Raw genomic sequence first — 16517 nt, forward strand, 5'->3', positions numbered from 1 at the left:
CCGAAACATCAAAGAGACTTTCTCGACATGCTCGAATCAATGCGTGCTTCCGCGCAAGGCTGGGTCGGCCGCCTCATCATGGGAATCCTGATGAGCCTGATCATTCTCAGTTTTGCGATCTGGGGGATCGGCGACATTTTCCGTGGCTTCGGCGCGAACAATCTTGCCCAGGTGGGTGGAATCGAGATTGGCGCCGATACCTTCCGCAACGCCTATCAGACCGAATTGCAGCGTTTGCAGCGACAGCAGCGCCGCAACGTCACCAATGACGAGGCACGCCGCTATGGACTCGACCGGCAGGTGCTGTCCCGGCTTGTCGGCGATGCGGCTCTCGATGATCAGGCGCGCCGGCTGGGGCTGGCCATCAGCGATGAAGACATCAAACGGAATATTTTGAACGACGACAATTTCAAGGGCATGAATGGACAGTTCGATCGCCAGATGTTCGACGCTTTCTTGCGCGACGAAGGCATGAACGAGAAGATTTATGTCCGCCAGCAGCGCGGCATCTATCTGCGCCGCGGCATATTGGATGCCGTAACCAGCGGCCTGCAATTGCCGACGGCTTTGCTGGAGGCGATTCATCGCTATCAGACGGAAACCCGCACCGTCGACTATATCCTGTTGCCCGACGCGAACGCCGGAGCCTTGCCGGCCCCTTCGAACGAAGAACTGAATAAATATTTTGAGGAAACCAAGGCGCTTTTCACGACGCCGGAATATCGGGGCATCGTCACTCTGTCGCTGACGCCCAGTTCGATCGCCAAGCCCGACAGCGTGTCTGAGGCCGATGCGCGAAAGCGCTACGAAGAAGTCAAGAACGAGCGGTTCGGAGCTCCGGAAAAGCGGACGGTCGAACAGATTCTTTACCCCAGCGAATCGGCAGCCAAGGACGCCCGCGCCAAACTCGACTCGGGGAAGACCTTCGACGATCTGCTGCAGGAAAAGAACCTGACCAAGAAGGACGCCAGTCTTGGAACCGTGACGCGCAGCGGGCTTATCGACAAGGGCGTCGCCGATGCTGTTTTCGCCCTCCCGGAAGGACAGGTCAGCGCGCCGGTGAAAGCGCAATTCGGCACTGTTCTTCTTCGTGTCACCAAAGTTAGTCCGTCCACCGTCAAGCCCTTTGCCGAGGTTGCGGGGGAGCTCAAACGCGAAATCGCCGTTCAGCGTGCCCGCGATGATCTCGCCCGTCTTCATGATACCATCGAGGATGAACGCACCTCCGGCAAGTCGTTGACGGAGGCGGCGAAAGGCGTCGGGCTCGAACCCCGGGTGATCGATGCGATCGACCCGGCGGGGAATGACCCCGAAGGCGTACCGGTCAAGGATCTGGTCAATGCGCCGGTCCTATTGAAGGCAGCCTTTGCCTCCGACGTCGGGGTCGACAACGACACATTGAAAGCGCCTGAAGGCGGGTATCAGTGGTTTGAAATCACAAAGATCACAAAGGCCCATACCAAATCCTTCGAGGAAGCAAAGGCCGCGGTCGAGAAGTCCTGGCGGGAAGACGAGGCGGCAAAAGTCTTAGCCGCGAAATCGACCGAGCTTACCAACAAACTGAATGCCGGTCAGCCGATCGAGGCGATTGCCGCGGCCGAAGGCAATCTTCCGGTCAAACACGCCAACGACGTGCGGCGCAACGGATCAAGCGCGCTTCCTCTTAACGTTGCGACCCAGATCTTCAATGTCGGCCTGCATCGCGCGGGCTCGGTGCGCAGCGAAGAGGGCGGCCGGATTCTGTTCCGGGTCGTTGACTCCAACGTGCCGGCCTTCGATCCGAAGTCGCCCGAACTCATCAACATTGCGGGCGACGTCAAAAGTGGATTCACCGAGGACGTCGTTGTTCAATATCTCGCAAAGCTCGAAAGCGATATCGGCGTCAAGCTCAACATGAAATCATTTGCGGCCGCGACAGGCGGCGGCTCCGCCGACGCTTATTGAACGCGAGCCGATGTTCGAACCGTCTTTCGACGCCTGCGCGCGAAGCTACGAGGCCGGGCAAGCCTGCCTCGTCAGCACCCGCCTGATCGGCGATCTCGAAACGCCGGTGTCGGCTTTTTTGAAATTGTCGGCCGGCCGGCGGGGGCGCATCTTTCTGCTCGAATCGGTGGAAGGCGGTGCCGCGCGCGGCCGCTATTCGATGATCGGACTCGATCCGGATATTTTGTGGCGGGTCCGCGGAGCACAGGCGGAGATCAACCGTCGCGCGCTCGCCGACCCGGATGATTTCGTGCCCTGCGCGGCGCCTCCGCTGACGTCGCTCCGCGAACTGATCGCCGAATCTCAAATCGCGGTGGCCGAAGATCTTCCCCCCATGGCCGCAGGGGTTTTCGGCTATCTCGGCTATGACATGGTGCGCCAGATGGAGCGCCTCGATGAGCCAAAGGCCGATCCCATCGGGGTCCCCGACGCAATCATGCTGCGCCCCACTTTGATGGTCGTTTTCGATGCGGTGAAGGACGAGATTTTCGTGGTCACGCCTTTGCGTCCCGCCCCGAACCTTGCGTTTCGTGCCGCTTATGATCGCGCCATCGAACGCCTTGAAGCGGCCGTCGCGACGCTCGAAGGGCCGCTCGCGCTGGGCGCCTTCGAGGCCGATCCGCATATCGAAACCGGCGGACCTCACTCGAACACATCCGAGGCGCGGTTTTCTGAAATGGTGGAGCGCGCCAAGGATTATATTCGCGCCGGCGACATTTTTCAGGTCGTTCTCTCCCAAAGATTTTCGGCTCCTTTCGCGTTGCCGGCGTTCGCGCTCTATCGTGCCTTGCGACGGATCAATCCGGCGCCGTTTCTTTGCTATCTCGATTTCGGTTCGTTTCAGATCGTCTGTTCGAGCCCTGAAATTCTCGTTCGCCTGCGCGAGCAAAAGGTCACGATCCGGCCCATTGCGGGCACCCGCTGGCGCGGCAAGACCAAGGCCGAGGACGAACGTTTGGCGGCCGATCTTCTGGCGGATGAGAAGGAATGCGCCGAGCATTTGATGCTGCTCGATCTCGGCCGCAACGATGTCGGGCGCGTCGCCGAGATGGGATCCGTCGAAGTGACCGAGCAGTTCGCCATCGAGCGCTACAGCCATGTCATGCATATCGTCTCCAACGTCCAGGGTCGGCTTTCACCCAAGCACGACGCGATCGACGCGCTTTGTGCGGGCTTTCCTGCCGGCACCGTCTCCGGCGCGCCGAAAGTGCGGGCGATGGAAATTATCGACGAGCTGGAAACGGATAAGCGGGGAATTTACGGCGGCTGTATCGGCTATTTTGGCGCCGCGGGCGAGATGGATACCTGCATTGTTTTGCGGACTTCGATCGTCAAGGACGGCGTCATGCATGTTCAGGCCGGCGCGGGGATCGTCTATGATTCCGATCCGGCCTCTGAACAGCGCGAATGCATCAACAAGGCACAGGCTCTGTTCCGCGCGGCCGAGGAAGCCGTGCGTTTCGCGGCAAGATCGAAGCGCGCGCAATAGTCTACCCCGTGACCTCAAGAACCAGCCGGTCATGGCGGTCGCGGCCGTATTCATCGACGACGTGCACCTCGATCGTATGCGTGCCGGCCCCGAGCGTGGCGGGCAGGCGTTCGACCCAGATGTGGGACGAGGGTTCGGCCTTGACCCAAGACTTGATGGTTGCCGCATTGCGTCCATAGACTTCTTCGACAAAAGGATCGGGCCGCGTCTGCCGCTTCATCTGAACGGCGCTTTGGCCGCCGATCCGATATTCCACCTTGGTCTTTGGGCCGCCATCGAACACATTGACAATGAGAGACGCGGCGAAAAGCTGGTCTTTGCTGAGCTGAGCGCCCTGCAATTGTCCCATTCGATAATCGCGAAAGAGATCGGGCCCGAAATGATATTCCGCACCGAGGCTGATCCGCATTTGCCGCGCGTTCGGTTCGCTGGCCGGCACAAAGCGGGTGACGTAGCTTCCGCCATCTAACGAGAGAATATGGAATCCATGCGGGGTTCCATCGCGGCTGTCCGCCGATGCGATGCCGCGACGGTCGAACGGTCCGCTCCACCAGGAGCCCGACACCGCGGTCAAGACGTGATGATGATGCGGCGCGGGCCCCCTAAAGCCTTCCTCCTGGCCGAAATAATGATGTTCGGTCGTATGGGTGTGCCCGGCGAAACTCACCGTCTTGCGGCCACCGAGGAGCGCCAGAAATTCAGCCCTGTCCGCGACATTATAGGCGGGATCATCCGGAGCGAGATAGTTGCGCAGGGGAATGTGCATGACCGCTACTATGAGCCGCGTCTCCAGCGTCTCTTTCAGCACATTGGCGATGAAGGCACGCTGGCGTTCGCCAAAAAAGCCCCTGTATTTGCCGCCGCGGTGCGGCTTGGCCGGATCGGCGCCGAGATAATCGACATTATCCAGCATCAGGAACAGCACGTCGCCATATTCGAACGCATAATAATTGGCGCCGAACACACGCTTAAAGGTCTCGCGGCTATAGCGGGAATCCGCAGCCTCGAAGTTCAGATCATGATTGCCGCCGATATTCCACCAAGGAAGCCCAATCTGCCCGATGATCCGGTTGTACCGGCCATAAAGCGAAAGATCGTCGAACATAATGTCTCCCGCTGTCATCCCGAAGGCGGCCTCGACGCCGATCAACCCGTTGACGACGTCGTCGCGGATGAAATCGATTTCGGCGTGGCTCTCCGGCTGCGGGTCGGCGAAGAGCACGACCTCGAAGCGCTTTGGCTCATCGGTCTTGATCAGGCCGAAGTCGACCGATGCCGGCAGCGGCCCCGTCGGCGGCAGGCCGGGGAAAAGCAGATCGAGATCTGCGGGGCTGCCGAGCGGCTGGTGGATATATGAGAAACGCGGCAGCCGGGTCTCCGCATCGAGCGGGACGGCATAGCCGGTGGGTTTGACGACGAAAACCGCCATGCCGTCTTCGATCGGCAGGCTGTAGTGTCCGTCCGGGCCTGTCCGAACGACATCGCGGCCATTCGAGACGAGGACCCCGGCGAGCCCCCTTTCGTCAACCTGGCGCGGTCCACCGGTCCTTGTCTCAAATACGATGCCCTTAACGGTCTCCTTGAGGGCCTCGCGAGAGGGCGCCGGCGTGGCTGGCTCTTTTGCCAGCAACCCACGCGCCGGAGCGATGACCGCGAGCGCCGCGGTGGCTGTCATCAGGTCGCGGCGCGAGGGATAGGGGTTTTTGCTCACCTTTGTCCTCCGAACTCAATGGGGCAGCGCCCGCTCACGAGCGTTGTCTCCCTGCTTTGTTTGAAGAGAAGACGACAACTAGCCCGCGTTCCATAAGGAATGTGAGCCCGGCAGCCAATTTCCGGCATTCGCCCGGGAGCGATCTGCATTCATCTGTCTTGACCTCGATGCCGCCGAAGCCCAAAACAGCGCACGGAGCTGACAAACGCTATGACGACCGTAACGCTGATCGACAATTACGACAGTTTCACCTGGAATCTGGTGCATTGCCTGGGCCGGCTCGGCGCGGAGGTCACCGTGCACCGCAATGACTGCGTGAGCGTAGCCGCAGTCATGGCGGCGGCCCCCGACGCGATCGTGCTTTCTCCAGGTCCCTGCCGGCCGGTCGACGCCGGAATTTGCCTTGAATTGATTAAGACCGCCGGAGCGACAATTCCGATGTTCGGGGTCTGCCTGGGCCACCAGGCGCTGGGCGAGGCCTATGGCGGCGACGTCATTCGCGCTCCCGAACCGGTGCATGGCAAGCTGGCGACAATAGTACATCAAGGCGAAACGGTGTTTCGCGGCCTCAATCAATCATTTCGCGCGGCGCGCTACCATTCGCTTGTCGTATGCGCCGATACCATGCCGGAGACCTTGACGGTGACCGCGAAAACCGATGGTCTGGTGATGGGGCTGTCGCATAAGCGGCTGCCCGCGCATGGTGTGCAATTCCACCCGGAAAGCATTGCCTCCGAATATGGCTTGCGCATTTTTGAAAATTTTCTCGAGCTTGCGGCCCAATGGAACCAGTATGAGCGACCGGCGGCGACTTCAATACAGGATCTTTTGCGGGTTTGACCGTAGACGGGTTTGAAATGGACGCGTTCAAGCCATTGATTGCCAAAGTCGCCGCCGGATCGAGCCTCACAGAGGCCGAGGCCGAGGCGGCATTCGAACAAATATTCGCAGGACGCGTGACCCCGGCGCAGCTTGGCGGATTTCTCATGGCTCTTCGCATCCGCGGCGAAACCATCGCGGAGTTGACCGGCGCGGTCAAAGCGATGCGCGCGAGGATGCTGCCGGTTGTCGCACCTGCCGGGGCGATCGATATTGTCGGCACCGGCGGCGACGGACATGGGACACTGAATATCTCGACGCTTGCTGCGCTGATTGTTGCCGCTTGCGGCGTTCCGGTCGCTAAACACGGCAATCGCGCAGCGTCATCCAAATCCGGATCGAGCGACGTTCTGACGGCGCTCGGCGTCGGCCTGGACCTCGCGCCGGCGCAGGTTGAAGCCTGCATCAAGGAGGCCGGTATCTGCTTCATGGCGGCGCAAACCCATCATGCTTCGATGCGGTATGCCGCCCCCGTGCGGGCCGAACTCGGCACCCGGACGATTTTCAATCTCCTTGGTCCGCTCGCCAATCCGGCCGGCGTCAAATACCAAATGCTCGGGGTTTTTGCCCGGAATTGGCTGGAACCGCTCGCCCATGTGCTGCGCAATCTCGGATCAAAAAATGTCTGGCTCGTGCATGGGTCCGACGGGCTCGACGAGGCGACGACAACGGGCCCATCTTTCGTGACTGCCCTTGAAAACGGCAAGATCCGGTCCTTTGAAATCACCCCCCAGGCAGCCGGAATTCCCCGCGCGGAGCTCTCCGATCTTATGGGAGGCGATCCTGCCGCCAATGCGGCAGCCCTGCGGGCCGTTCTAGCCGGCGCCCGGACGCCCTATCGGGACATCGGAATTCTCAACGCCGCCGTGGCCCTTCTCGTGGCCGGCAAGGTTGCCGATCTGAAACAGGGCGCGGCCTTGGCGGCTGCAGCTATCGATGGCGGGGGCGCCGCCGAAACTTTGGCAAAACTGGTTGCAGTCTCGACACGTGCCCCGCCCGGCCCTGGTGCACATGTTTTTGAAGCGGTCGCAAAATAGGGAACAGGATGACCGACATTTTAAAGACGATCGAGGCGTATAAGCGGCGCGAAATCGCGCAAGCCAAAGTGCGCATGCCGCTCGAGGCCCTGGCCCGCAAGGCGCATGATCATGATCCGCCACGGGGTTTCGTCAAAGCGATCGAAGCCAGGCGCGACAGCGGCCATATTGCTTTGATCGCGGAAATCAAAAAAGCGAGCCCCTCGAAAGGGTTGATCCGGGCCGATTTCAACCCACCCGCCTTGGCCCGCGCTTATGAGGCCGGCGGTGCGACCTGTCTCTCGGTGCTCACCGATGAGCCCTCTTTTCAAGGCAGCCTGAGCGACCTTTCTTCGGCTCGTCAGGCAACCCATTTACCCTGTCTTCGTAAGGACTTCCTGTTTGATCCTTATCAGGTATATGAAGCCAGGGCACATGGCGCCGATTGCATTTTGATCATCATGGCCTGCGTGACCGATCAGGAGGCGAGCGCCCTGACCCGCGCCGCGCATGATCTCAGCATGGACATTCTGGTCGAAGTTCATGAAGAATCGGAACTCAGCCGCGCTTTGGCTCTGGAAACCCGGCTCATCGGCATCAACAATCGCGACTTGCGCAGTTTCAAAGTGTCGCTCGAGACATGTGAGAGGCTTGCCCCAAAAATCCCCTCCGATCGGATCGTCGTGGGTGAAAGCGGCATCTTCACACATGAGGATTGCTTGCGCCTGAAAGGCCACGGAATAGCAACTGTTCTTGTTGGTGAAAGCCTTATGCGCGAGAAGGATTTGGAAGCGGCTACCCGAACGCTTCTTGTTGGCCACATCCCGCAGGCAGCACGCGCCAAACACTGAAACTCAATCGGCGGGTCGCCGTTATCAAGCGCTCGGCCGCGCCTTGGGACATTTGACCATTATGCCTCAGCTCACGCATCTTACTCCGGCTGGCCACGCCGATATGGTCGATGTATCGGGCAAGCCTGCGACTGAGCGCATCGCCGTCGCCGAAGGCAGAATCATCATGCAGAAGACCACTTTCGACTTGGCTTTATCCGGCAAGGCCAAGAAAGGCGACGTCTTCGCGGCAGCCCGGATTGCCGGGATCATGGCAGCCAAGAAGACTCATGATCTCATCCCGCTTTGCCATCCCTTGGCTCTAACGAAGGTCAGCGTCGATCTCGAACCCGATCCGGAATTGCCGGGAATAAAGGTGCGGGCGCTGGCCAAAGTCTTAGGCCAGACCGGTGTCGAGATGGAGGCTTTGACCGCCGTTTCGGTTGCCTGTCTGACTATTTATGACATGCTGAAAGCGGTCGATCGATCGATGCAAATCGAAGCTATTATGCTGACGCGAAAGAGCGGCGGTAAATCGGGAGATTATTCGCGCGACGAAGCGGTCCACGCATGACCGACCATGGGCTACTGTCGGTAGCCGATGCGCGAGCCCGCATTCTTGCAGATGTTTCTCAAGATTTTTCGACGGAGTTCGTCCCGCTCGAGCAAGCGCTCGGAAGAACGCTTGCCAGGACTCTCCTAGCCGCCCGAACCCAGCCTCCCAAAGCCTTGTCGGCCATGGACGGCTATGCCGTGCGCGCGGCCGATCTGGCCCAATTGCCTGTCAAACTGAAACAGGTCGGAGAAAGCGCCGCCGGACACGCCTATCCTGGCTCGGTTGGCCCCGGGGAAGCGGTGCGGATTTCGACCGGCGCTCCGCTGCCCGATGGTTCCGATGCGATTCTGATCCAGGAAAACGCCCGCGTCTCCGGGGACATCATCGAACCTTTGCAAGGGGTGATCAAGGGCGAATACGTCCGCCCCAGGGGTTTCGATTTTTCCGAGGGCGACGCGCTTCTGTCTGCCGGAACGCGCCTTCGTGCAACCAGCATCGCGCTTGCCGCGGCAATGAATCACAAAGATCTTCCCGTCACCCGGCGACCTCGCGTGGTTATCCTTGCGACCGGCGATGAACTTGTGCGGCCCGGAGAAGCTATTGGTTCCGACCAAATCGTTGCCTCGAATTCCTTTGGCATCGCCGCGCTGGTGGAGCGCGCCGGGGGTGAACCCTTCGACCTCGGCATTGCCAAGGATGATTTGTCGACCCTTGAGGCCAGCATCCATGCTGCGCGCGCTGTCGAGGCCGACCTGCTTGTCACGCTTGGGGGCGCCTCGGTCGGCCATCGCGATCTCGTCAAGCCGGCGCTCGCCCGCCATGGCGTCGAGCTGAGCTTTTCGCAAATCGCGATGCGGCCCGGCAAGCCAATGATCCACGGACGCCTTGGCAAGATGGCCATTCTCGGCTTGCCGGGCAATCCGGTTTCCGCAATCGTCGCCGGAGTGCTGTTTCTGGTGCCGCTGGTGCGAGCCCTTTGCGGCGATCCGCATGCGGGCGAGGAACGCTATGAAGCGGCGGTCCTGGGCGCGGCGGTCTCCTCCAACGATGGCCGGCAGGATTTTTTACGCGCCACCTTACGCCTGAGCGAAACGGGGCTGCCGGTGGCGACACCTTTTCAATTGCAGGATTCCTCGCATTTGCGCGTTTTGGCGGAAGCGCAATGCCTCGTCATCCGCGACCCCCACGCAGGACCGGCCGCCGCCGGCGATGTATGCCGGATCATCCGGCTTGATTTTTGAATGGAGTGACACATCTGAGCTGCGTGGGATCCTTCCCTTGGATCGCTCCCAGCCGCCCTGCGATAGGATGATGCGCCTAAGCAATCAAAGACCGGGTTCGATTTGGCTTGATACAAACATGGTTTGATTTTCGAACCCGATGCTTTGAGGGCAAGATGAGACAGGACGCAACGGTCGATCTCCTCATCATCGGCGGGGGCGTCAATGGGTCCGGAATCGCAAGAGACGCGGCGGGGCGCGGCCTGTCGGTGATGCTATGCGAGCAAGGCGACCTTGCCGGCGCTACTTCATCGGCGTCCAGCAAGCTCATTCATGGCGGCCTGCGCTATCTCGAATATTATCAGTTCCGTTTCGTCCGCGAGGCGCTGAAAGAGCGCGAAATATTGCTTGGCATTGCCCCGCACATCATCTGGCCGGCGCGCTTTGTTCTGCCCCACGATAAACAGCTGCGCCCGACCTTCCTGATTCAGATCGGACTTTTTCTTTATGATTGGTTGGCTCCCAGTCGCCGCTTGCCCGGATCGAGACGGCTCAAGCTCAAGGGCTCGGTGGAAGGGGCGCCCCTGCAGGAGCGGTTGACTACCGGCTTTGTTTATGCGGACTGCCGTGTCGACGATGCGAGGCTGGTGGCGCTCAATGCCATCGACGCAGGCGAGCGCGGCGCTGAGATTTGTCCAAGAACACGCTGCATCTCGGCATGGCGTGAGAAGGGACTTTGGCGGGCCGACATGCTGCAGACACGTGATGCGGCGCAGTTCCAGGTGAGTGCACGCGCGCTTGTCAATGCGGCCGGACCATGGGCCGCGAAGATGAACGAAACACTGGGGGGCTTGCCTGAGCCCGAGACCCTCCGTCTCGTCAAGGGCAGCCACATCATCGTGCCGCGCATGTTCGAGGGCGAACATTGCTACATTTTGCAAAACATCGACGGCCGGGTAATTTTTGTCATGCCCTATGAAAGCGGTTTCACGCTGATCGGGACGACTGAGATCGCCTTTGCCGGCGATCCATCGACGGCAAAGACCGACACGGAGGAAGTTAGCTATCTTTGCGCGGCCGTATCGCGATATTTCCGTCGGCCCCTCGCGCCGTCCGATGTCGTTGAAAGTTTTTGTGGCGTGCGGCCGCTTTACGACGACAACGCGAGCAATGCTTCCGCTGCCAGCCGCGACTATGTTCTCGATCTCGATGCACCACCCGGCAGCGCTCCGCTCGTATCGGTCCTCGGCGGCAAGATCACAAGCTACCGCAAACTCTCCGAGGACGTGGTCGATCGGCTCCTGCCCTATCTCGACCCTCCGCGAGCGAAACCCTGGACCGCGACGACGCCCCTGCCCGGCGGCGATATGGAGGGCGGTGATTTCGACAGATTTCTGAGGACGCTTCGCGCAAAATTTTGCTGGCTTGATGAAGGCATGCTTGTCCGCATCGCGCGCGCCTACGGAACCCGGGCTGAATTGATTTTAAAGGATGCCCGAAACCTAAGTGATTTGGGCGAGGATTTCGGTGCGGGTCTCTATCAAGCCGAGATCGACTATCTCATCGATCGGGAATTTGCATTGACCGGCGAAGATGTGTTGTGGCGGAGGTCCAAGCTGCGCCTGCATATGTCGCCAAGTCAAATCACCCATGTAGCCGCCTATGTCGATGCGAGGGTACGGGCGCGCGAGTATCCCAATGTCTGAGGAAAATTATCTTCTGGCAATCGATGAGGGCACCACGTCCACGCGGAGCCTGATGTTCGACCCATCTGGACGGCTATTGGCCAGCGCGCAGAAAGAGTTTTCCCAAAACTATCCGCATCCCGGCTGGGTCGAGCACGATCCGCAAGAGATTTGGCGCGATGTGGTGCAGACCGCTCGCGAGGCCATTGCAAAATCGAAATCGCCCGTGGCGATCGGTATCGCAAACCAGCGCGAAACGGTCGTTGTCTGGGACCGTGCAACAGGCGCACCGATCTACCCCGCCATTGTTTGGCAGGACAGGCGCACCGCCGGAGAATGCGAGCGATTGCGCAGGACGGGTGCCGAGGAGCTGGTGCGAGCGCGCACCGGCTTGTTGTTGGATCCTTATTTTTCGGCGACGAAACTCGCCTGGATCCTGGACAACGTAAACGGTGCGCGAAAGCAGGCCGAACAGGGAAAGCTCGCCTTCGGTACGATCGACAGTTTCCTGCTTTGGCACTTGACCGGTGGAGCGGTCCACGCGACCGACGCGACAAACGCTTCGCGAACCATGCTGTTCGACATTCACCGCCAATGCTGGGACGGCGAGCTGTTGCGGCTCTTCGATATCCCCGAACCGCTGCTCGCCGAGGTCCACGACAACGCCCATCTTTATGGCACCACGGCGCCGGGCTTATTCGACGTCCAGATACCGATTGCGGGCCTGGCGGGCGACCAGCATGCCGCGATGATCGGCCAGGCCTGTTTCGAGCCTGGAATGGTGAAGGCGACCTTCGGCACGGGCTGCTTTGCCTTGCTCAACACGGGTCAAAAGCTCTTATCTCCGGCCAAGGGGACGCTCTCGACAATGGCCTATCGGCTCAAAGGCCAATCCATTTTCGCTGCAGAGGGATCGGTGTTTGTCGCGGGCGCCGCGATCAAATGGCTGCGCGACGGTCTGGGCTTTCTTACGGAGGCCGCGCAATCCGGTAGCATAGCGGCGGGTCTTGCCGGCAACCAAGGTGTCTATCTGGTCCCGGCCTTCGCCGGTCTTGGCGCGCCCTATTGGGACCCCCGTGCAAAAGGATTGATCTGCGGCCTCACTTTGGAATCCAAGCCGGCGCATATCGTCCGCGCGGCGTTGGAATCCGTCGCCTACCAAGCCTTCGATCTGCTGCAAGCCATGACGGGAGACGGTGTCTTAGGCGTGCCACGCACTTTGCGTGTCGATGGAGGAATGGCAGCCAACGATTGGTTCTGCCAGTTCCTCGCCAATGTGCTCGCCACTCCGGTGGAACGGCCGATCATGCTTGAGGCGACCGCGCAGGGGGCTGCCTTCCTGGCCGGGCTAACGCTCGGCGTATTTCCGGATCTGGCCGCGATCTCGTCAACGTGGGAACTCGGCGGCCGCTTTGAACCGCGCATGGACGCCGCCGAACGGGAGCAATTGCTCAACGGCTGGCGTACAGCGATTCAACGCACGCTGGTGCGAGACACCCCAAGCTGACGCCCAAAAGCCCCAAAGGGAGTTCACCATGCGCACAAACATTTCGGCGCCTGACAATGCGGCGACGGTCTCGCGCCGCGAAGTGCTCGCGGCCTCGGCCGCCGCGACCATGGGCTATACGCTCGCGGCGGGCCCGGTCCGCGCGGATGTTATCAAAACCGATGTCGAGGGTTTGTCCGCCGGGCTAGCCAATGTGAAAACATCCAGCGGCGAGATGCCGGCCTATTACGCAAAGCCTTCCGGGGCCACACATCCGCCGATCATCCTGATAGCCATGGAAGTCTTCGGCCTGCACGAACACATCAAGGATGTGGCTCGCCGGCTTGGCAAGCTCGGCGCCTTGGCAGTTGCCCCGGATTATTATTTCCGGCTCGGCGACCTCACCAAAATTGCCCAGCCGGCGCAATTGATGCCCCTGGTGAACAGCAAACCCGATCAGGAGCTTTTTTCGGATCTTGATGCGACGGTCGCCTGGGCCCAGGCTCAAGGAGGCGATGCGAATCGGCTCGGCATCATCGGCTTTTGTCGAGGTGGACGAACCGTCTGGCTCTATGCGACGCACAATCCGAATTTGAAGGCCGGCGTCGCCTTTTACGGAAGTCTGATGGATCCGAGCAACCCGGCCATGCCCAAAAACGCGTTCGATCTCGCGGCGGACGTAAAAGCGCCCGTGCTGGGCCTCTATGGGGCCGAAGATACCGGGATTCCGCCGAACCAAGTGGAGGAGATGAAGAAGAGGCTGCAAGCCGCAGGAAAAACTGCTGAATTCAAAATCTATCCCGGTGCCGGCCACGGATTTTTCGCAGATTACCGGCAGAGTTATCGGGCGGAGGCAGCGCAGGACGCCTGGAAAGAGATGCAAGCATGGTTCAAGAAATACAATGTGTTATGAAGAGTTTATAATCTTAATCTGTAACTGTTGACATCGTCGAAATTGACAAATCGACCCCAAGAGACCGAAGGCCAAGTTTTCACTGGACTCGGCGGCGGTCTCCCCTCGAGTAACTGCGGCGCTATGGCAGTGGAACTGCAAGGATCCATACCCATTTGTTGTAGGACTTCATTTGTGAAGCACAAAATGTTTGGAGAGACCATGCGTCCGGGCTGGCAGGTAGGGGTTCTCGCGATCGTCACGACGTTCGCATTTGCATCGGACGCGGTCGCACGGGCGCCCTCGCCGCCAAAAAGGACTGTCCATCATAGGCAGGTCAGCGGCACACATCACCAGGGTTATGTCTACCGGGGGTATCGAGGCGGGCTCGTCTACGCGCCTGGCGCGCAAGGCGCCGGGAACGGGCGGAAGGCGCACTTTGCCGATCTCGTCGGCGATCCAGAGAGCGGCTACGGCTTCTATCCGCTGCCGCTTGAGTATCGCATTGGCGCTTGGCGCTATCGCCTGCGCCACCCGCGCGCATGGTGGGAAAATCCCATCTATTTTGCAGTCGCAGCCGACGCAGCGCGCTACAACGATTGGATTCCAGCGGATCAGGGCTACCGCTACGGCGTCTTCAACCCGATCGATGGCGTCGGAACACCGTTCTTCGGCGGCTACTACCGATGAGCTCGCCGGTTATCCAGCGCTCCGCCTGATGTTTCATAACGGGAAGAGCACGCTCTCTGCTGTCCCGCTCATTTCGATGCACCGCCATGTGGACAGCCGATGCGGGATCGAATCCGGCCCGCTAAAAGTTTCGAAAATGCCGATCGTGTGAAAGTGCGCCGTATGGCCGCGATCCACATTGATGAAAGGCAGAAAGAAGCCGAAGCGCTCGCCGGCTGTATCGCGGAGCGAAGCATTTGGGCGTCGAACACCGGAGCGCAGCTGGAAAGTTCAGTGTCGCGGCCTTATTTTTACGGAAAGCCTAGGCCGGCCCGCAAAGGATCGGCTGAACCTTTACTGTTTTGAAACCGTATCCAATCGCGAGTGCGGAGCGGCAAATTCGGGAGGACCAAAGCCATGGCCGTTCTCCATCAAACCGATCGGCGGGCCGCCAGCCCGGATTGGACCATTCCGCAAGGCTTCGAACGCTACACCGAGGCCGATCATCGCACCTGGATCACGCTCTATGACCGGCAGGCCGAGATCTTACCTGGCCGCGCGTGCGAGGCCTATCTGCATGGCCTCAAAGCGCTGGATCTGCATGGCCAGGGCATCCCTAATTTCGACCGGCTGAACGAAAAACTCTTCGCGCTCACCGGATGGCAGATCATGGCGGTGCCGGGGCTCGTGCCCGACGCGGTTTTCTTCGAGCATCTCGCCAATCGACGTTTTCCCGCCGCGAATTTTATTCGCCGTCCCGAAGAGCTCGACTATCTTGAGGAGCCCGATATTTTCCACGATGTGTTCGGCCATGTGCCGATGCTCAGCGATCCTGTGTTCGCCGATTACATGCAAGCCTATGGAAGAGGCGGCCTGCGCGCGCTTTCTTTGGGACGGCTGCATAATCTCGCGCGGCTCTATTGGTACACGGTCGAGTTCGGGCTGTTGGAAACCCCAGAGGGCTTGCGGATCTATGGCGCGGGAATCGTCTCGTCGAGGACGGAATCTCTATTCGCACTCGTCTCCCCCTCGCCGAACCGGATCGGCTTCGATTTGGAACGAGTGATGCGCACGCCTTACCGGATCGATGATTTTCAGCAGGTCTATTTCGTCGTGCCGTCGCTGCAAGATCTGCTCGATGTGACGACGAAGACCGATTTCGGTCCTCTCTATGCAAAACTGATGAATGCGAGCGACGTCGGGATTGCTGAAATCGAACAGGGCGATAAAGTCTTCACCCGCGGTACGCAGGCCTATGCCGAGAGCGGCGGACGTCTTTGCCCGAGCGCGCTCGAATCCCAAACGCTTGGTTTTCAAATTCCTGGTCATGATATGAAAGCGTGACACCAGCTTACGCCAACAGCGGACCCCGCTGGAGACCGACTGTTGCCCTCCTTCCAAGAGGATGAGTTTTATGAAAGACAAGATTTTGGTTGTGACAGGCGGCTCCGGGGCACTCGGACGTGCGGTCGTGAACGCCGCCTTGGATGCGGGAGCTTTCGTGGCAATTCCCGGCCGGGAGTCGGCGGAAAAGTTGCCGCCGCGCGACCGGCTCTTGATTCTGGGTGGGGTCGATCTCACCGATTTTCCCGCCACCAAGCAAGCCTTTGAAAAAGTGGCGGCGCATTTTGGCCGCATCGATGCGCTGGCCAATATCGCCGGCGGGTTCCAATGGCAGAAGCTTGCAGATGCCGATCTCGCGGTTTGGTCCGACATGTTCCGGATAAATCTATTGACCGCCGCCACCGCGACAAAGGCGGCGCTGCCATTCCTGCGGGACTCGCGCGGCGCAATCGTCAATGTGGCCTCGGCCCCGGCGAAAAAGGCCGGGGCGGGAATGGGCGCCTATGCGGCGTCGAAGGCAGGCGTGTTGCGGCTGACCGAGAGCGTCGCGGAAGAGGAAAAGGATAACGGCATTCGGGTCAATGCGATCTTGCCGACGATCATCGATACGCCGGCCAATCGCGCCGGCATGCCAAAGGCCGACTTCTCACGTTGGGTGAAACCAGAAGACATCGCCAAGACGATCTTGTTTCTTTTGTCCGCCAACGCCGAGGCAATCACCGGCGCCGAAATCCTGCTCGCCGGGCGAACCTAATCT

General features: G+C 60.0%; 15 protein-coding genes. 14 read left to right on the forward strand and 1 reads right to left on the reverse strand.

What is annotated here, in order from left to right:
- Nucleotides 1-27: 27 nt before the first annotated feature.
- Both CU048_02395 and trpE read left to right on the forward strand, forming a co-directional pair.
- Nucleotides 28-1944, forward strand: coding sequence for a peptidylprolyl isomerase (locus tag CU048_02395; protein ID QBR70317.1), 1917 nt, complete (start codon nucleotides 28-30; stop codon nucleotides 1942-1944).
- 10 nt (nucleotides 1945-1954) lie between these two features.
- A complete protein-coding gene (gene trpE / locus CU048_02400; protein QBR72596.1) occupies nucleotides 1955-3472 on the forward strand; it encodes an anthranilate synthase component I in 1518 nt (505 codons plus the stop codon).
- Nucleotide 3473: 1 nt separating this feature from the next.
- Here trpE and CU048_02405 read toward each other — a convergent pair whose 3' ends face one another.
- Nucleotides 3474-5147: a Cna protein B-type domain containing protein gene (locus CU048_02405; GenBank protein ID QBR72597.1), complete on the reverse strand. Its 1674-nt coding sequence runs from the start codon at nucleotides 5145-5147 to the stop codon at nucleotides 3474-3476.
- Between the two features lie 246 nt (nucleotides 5148-5393).
- Here CU048_02405 and CU048_02410 point away from each other — a divergent pair, with 246 nt between their 5' ends.
- The 12 genes from CU048_02410 (at nucleotide 5394) to CU048_02465 (ending at nucleotide 16514) form a co-directional block, all read left to right on the forward strand.
- Nucleotides 5394-6023 (forward strand): aminodeoxychorismate/anthranilate synthase component II, encoded by a 630-nt coding sequence (locus CU048_02410; GenBank protein QBR70318.1) that lies wholly within the window; start codon nucleotides 5394-5396, stop codon nucleotides 6021-6023.
- Between the two features lie 17 nt (nucleotides 6024-6040).
- Entirely contained in the window at nucleotides 6041-7099 is a 1059-nt protein-coding gene (gene trpD, locus CU048_02415) for an anthranilate phosphoribosyltransferase (protein QBR70319.1), read from the forward strand.
- 8 nt (nucleotides 7100-7107) lie between these two features.
- Nucleotides 7108-7929, forward strand: coding sequence for an indole-3-glycerol phosphate synthase TrpC (locus CU048_02420; protein QBR70320.1), 822 nt, complete (start codon nucleotides 7108-7110; stop codon nucleotides 7927-7929).
- A 61-nt stretch (nucleotides 7930-7990) separates the two neighbouring features.
- Nucleotides 7991-8482 (forward strand): cyclic pyranopterin monophosphate synthase MoaC, encoded by a 492-nt coding sequence (gene moaC, locus CU048_02425; GenBank protein ID QBR70321.1) that lies wholly within the window; start codon nucleotides 7991-7993, stop codon nucleotides 8480-8482.
- Entirely contained in the window at nucleotides 8479-9705 is a 1227-nt protein-coding gene (locus CU048_02430; GenBank protein QBR70322.1) for a molybdopterin molybdenumtransferase MoeA, read from the forward strand. The genes moaC and CU048_02430 overlap by 4 nt, the downstream gene beginning before the upstream one ends.
- Nucleotides 9706-9860: 155 nt before the next feature.
- Nucleotides 9861-11390 (forward strand): glycerol-3-phosphate dehydrogenase, encoded by a 1530-nt coding sequence (locus tag CU048_02435; protein ID QBR70323.1) that lies wholly within the window; start codon nucleotides 9861-9863, stop codon nucleotides 11388-11390.
- Nucleotides 11383-12876, forward strand: a complete 1494-nt coding sequence (glpK, locus tag CU048_02440) for a glycerol kinase (protein QBR70324.1) — start codon at nucleotides 11383-11385, stop codon at nucleotides 12874-12876. The genes CU048_02435 and glpK overlap by 8 nt, the downstream gene beginning before the upstream one ends.
- 28 nt (nucleotides 12877-12904) lie before the next feature.
- The gene (locus tag CU048_02445; protein ID QBR70325.1) at nucleotides 12905-13768 is read left to right on the forward strand and encodes a carboxymethylenebutenolidase; all 864 of its coding nucleotides are present in this window, start codon (nucleotides 12905-12907) and stop codon (nucleotides 13766-13768) included.
- 186 nt (nucleotides 13769-13954) lie between these two features.
- Nucleotides 13955-14437, forward strand: coding sequence for a hypothetical protein (locus tag CU048_02450; GenBank protein ID QBR70326.1), 483 nt, complete (start codon nucleotides 13955-13957; stop codon nucleotides 14435-14437).
- Between the two features lie 99 nt (nucleotides 14438-14536).
- A complete protein-coding gene (locus CU048_02455; protein QBR70327.1) occupies nucleotides 14537-14782 on the forward strand; it encodes a hypothetical protein in 246 nt (81 codons plus the stop codon).
- A gap of 51 nt (nucleotides 14783-14833) precedes the next feature.
- Nucleotides 14834-15760 (forward strand): phenylalanine 4-monooxygenase, encoded by a 927-nt coding sequence (locus CU048_02460; GenBank protein ID QBR72598.1) that lies wholly within the window; start codon nucleotides 14834-14836, stop codon nucleotides 15758-15760.
- Between the two features lie 61 nt (nucleotides 15761-15821).
- Nucleotides 15822-16514 (forward strand): NAD-dependent oxidoreductase, encoded by a 693-nt coding sequence (locus tag CU048_02465; GenBank protein QBR70328.1) that lies wholly within the window; start codon nucleotides 15822-15824, stop codon nucleotides 16512-16514.
- The last annotated feature ends 3 nt before the right edge of the window (nucleotides 16515-16517 follow it).

Source organism: Beijerinckiaceae bacterium (assembly GCA_004564215.1).
GTDB lineage: Bacteria > Pseudomonadota > Alphaproteobacteria > Rhizobiales > Beijerinckiaceae > Methylocapsa.

Excerpts from the sequence above, each read along its gene's own strand:
- CU048_02395 (QBR70317.1), top strand. The coding sequence starts at position 28 with ATGCTCGAATCAATGCGTGCTTCCGCGCAAGGCTGGGTCGGCCGCCTC.
- trpE (QBR72596.1), top strand. The coding sequence starts at position 1,955 with ATGTTCGAACCGTCTTTCGACGCCTGCGCGCGAAGCTACGAGGCCGGG.
- CU048_02405 (QBR72597.1), bottom strand. The coding sequence starts at position 5,147 with ATGACAGCCACCGCGGCGCTCGCGGTCATCGCTCCGGCGCGTGGGTTG.
- CU048_02410 (QBR70318.1), top strand. The coding sequence starts at position 5,394 with ATGACGACCGTAACGCTGATCGACAATTACGACAGTTTCACCTGGAAT.
- trpD (QBR70319.1), top strand. The coding sequence starts at position 6,041 with ATGGACGCGTTCAAGCCATTGATTGCCAAAGTCGCCGCCGGATCGAGC.
- CU048_02420 (QBR70320.1), top strand. The coding sequence starts at position 7,108 with ATGACCGACATTTTAAAGACGATCGAGGCGTATAAGCGGCGCGAAATC.
- moaC (QBR70321.1), top strand. The coding sequence starts at position 7,991 with ATGCCTCAGCTCACGCATCTTACTCCGGCTGGCCACGCCGATATGGTC.
- CU048_02430 (QBR70322.1), top strand. The coding sequence starts at position 8,479 with ATGACCGACCATGGGCTACTGTCGGTAGCCGATGCGCGAGCCCGCATT.
- CU048_02435 (QBR70323.1), top strand. The coding sequence starts at position 9,861 with ATGAGACAGGACGCAACGGTCGATCTCCTCATCATCGGCGGGGGCGTC.
- glpK (QBR70324.1), top strand. The coding sequence starts at position 11,383 with ATGTCTGAGGAAAATTATCTTCTGGCAATCGATGAGGGCACCACGTCC.
- CU048_02445 (QBR70325.1), top strand. The coding sequence starts at position 12,905 with ATGCGCACAAACATTTCGGCGCCTGACAATGCGGCGACGGTCTCGCGC.
- CU048_02450 (QBR70326.1), top strand. The coding sequence starts at position 13,955 with ATGTTTGGAGAGACCATGCGTCCGGGCTGGCAGGTAGGGGTTCTCGCG.
- CU048_02455 (QBR70327.1), top strand. The coding sequence starts at position 14,537 with ATGCGGGATCGAATCCGGCCCGCTAAAAGTTTCGAAAATGCCGATCGT.
- CU048_02460 (QBR72598.1), top strand. The coding sequence starts at position 14,834 with ATGGCCGTTCTCCATCAAACCGATCGGCGGGCCGCCAGCCCGGATTGG.
- CU048_02465 (QBR70328.1), top strand. The coding sequence starts at position 15,822 with ATGAGTTTTATGAAAGACAAGATTTTGGTTGTGACAGGCGGCTCCGGG.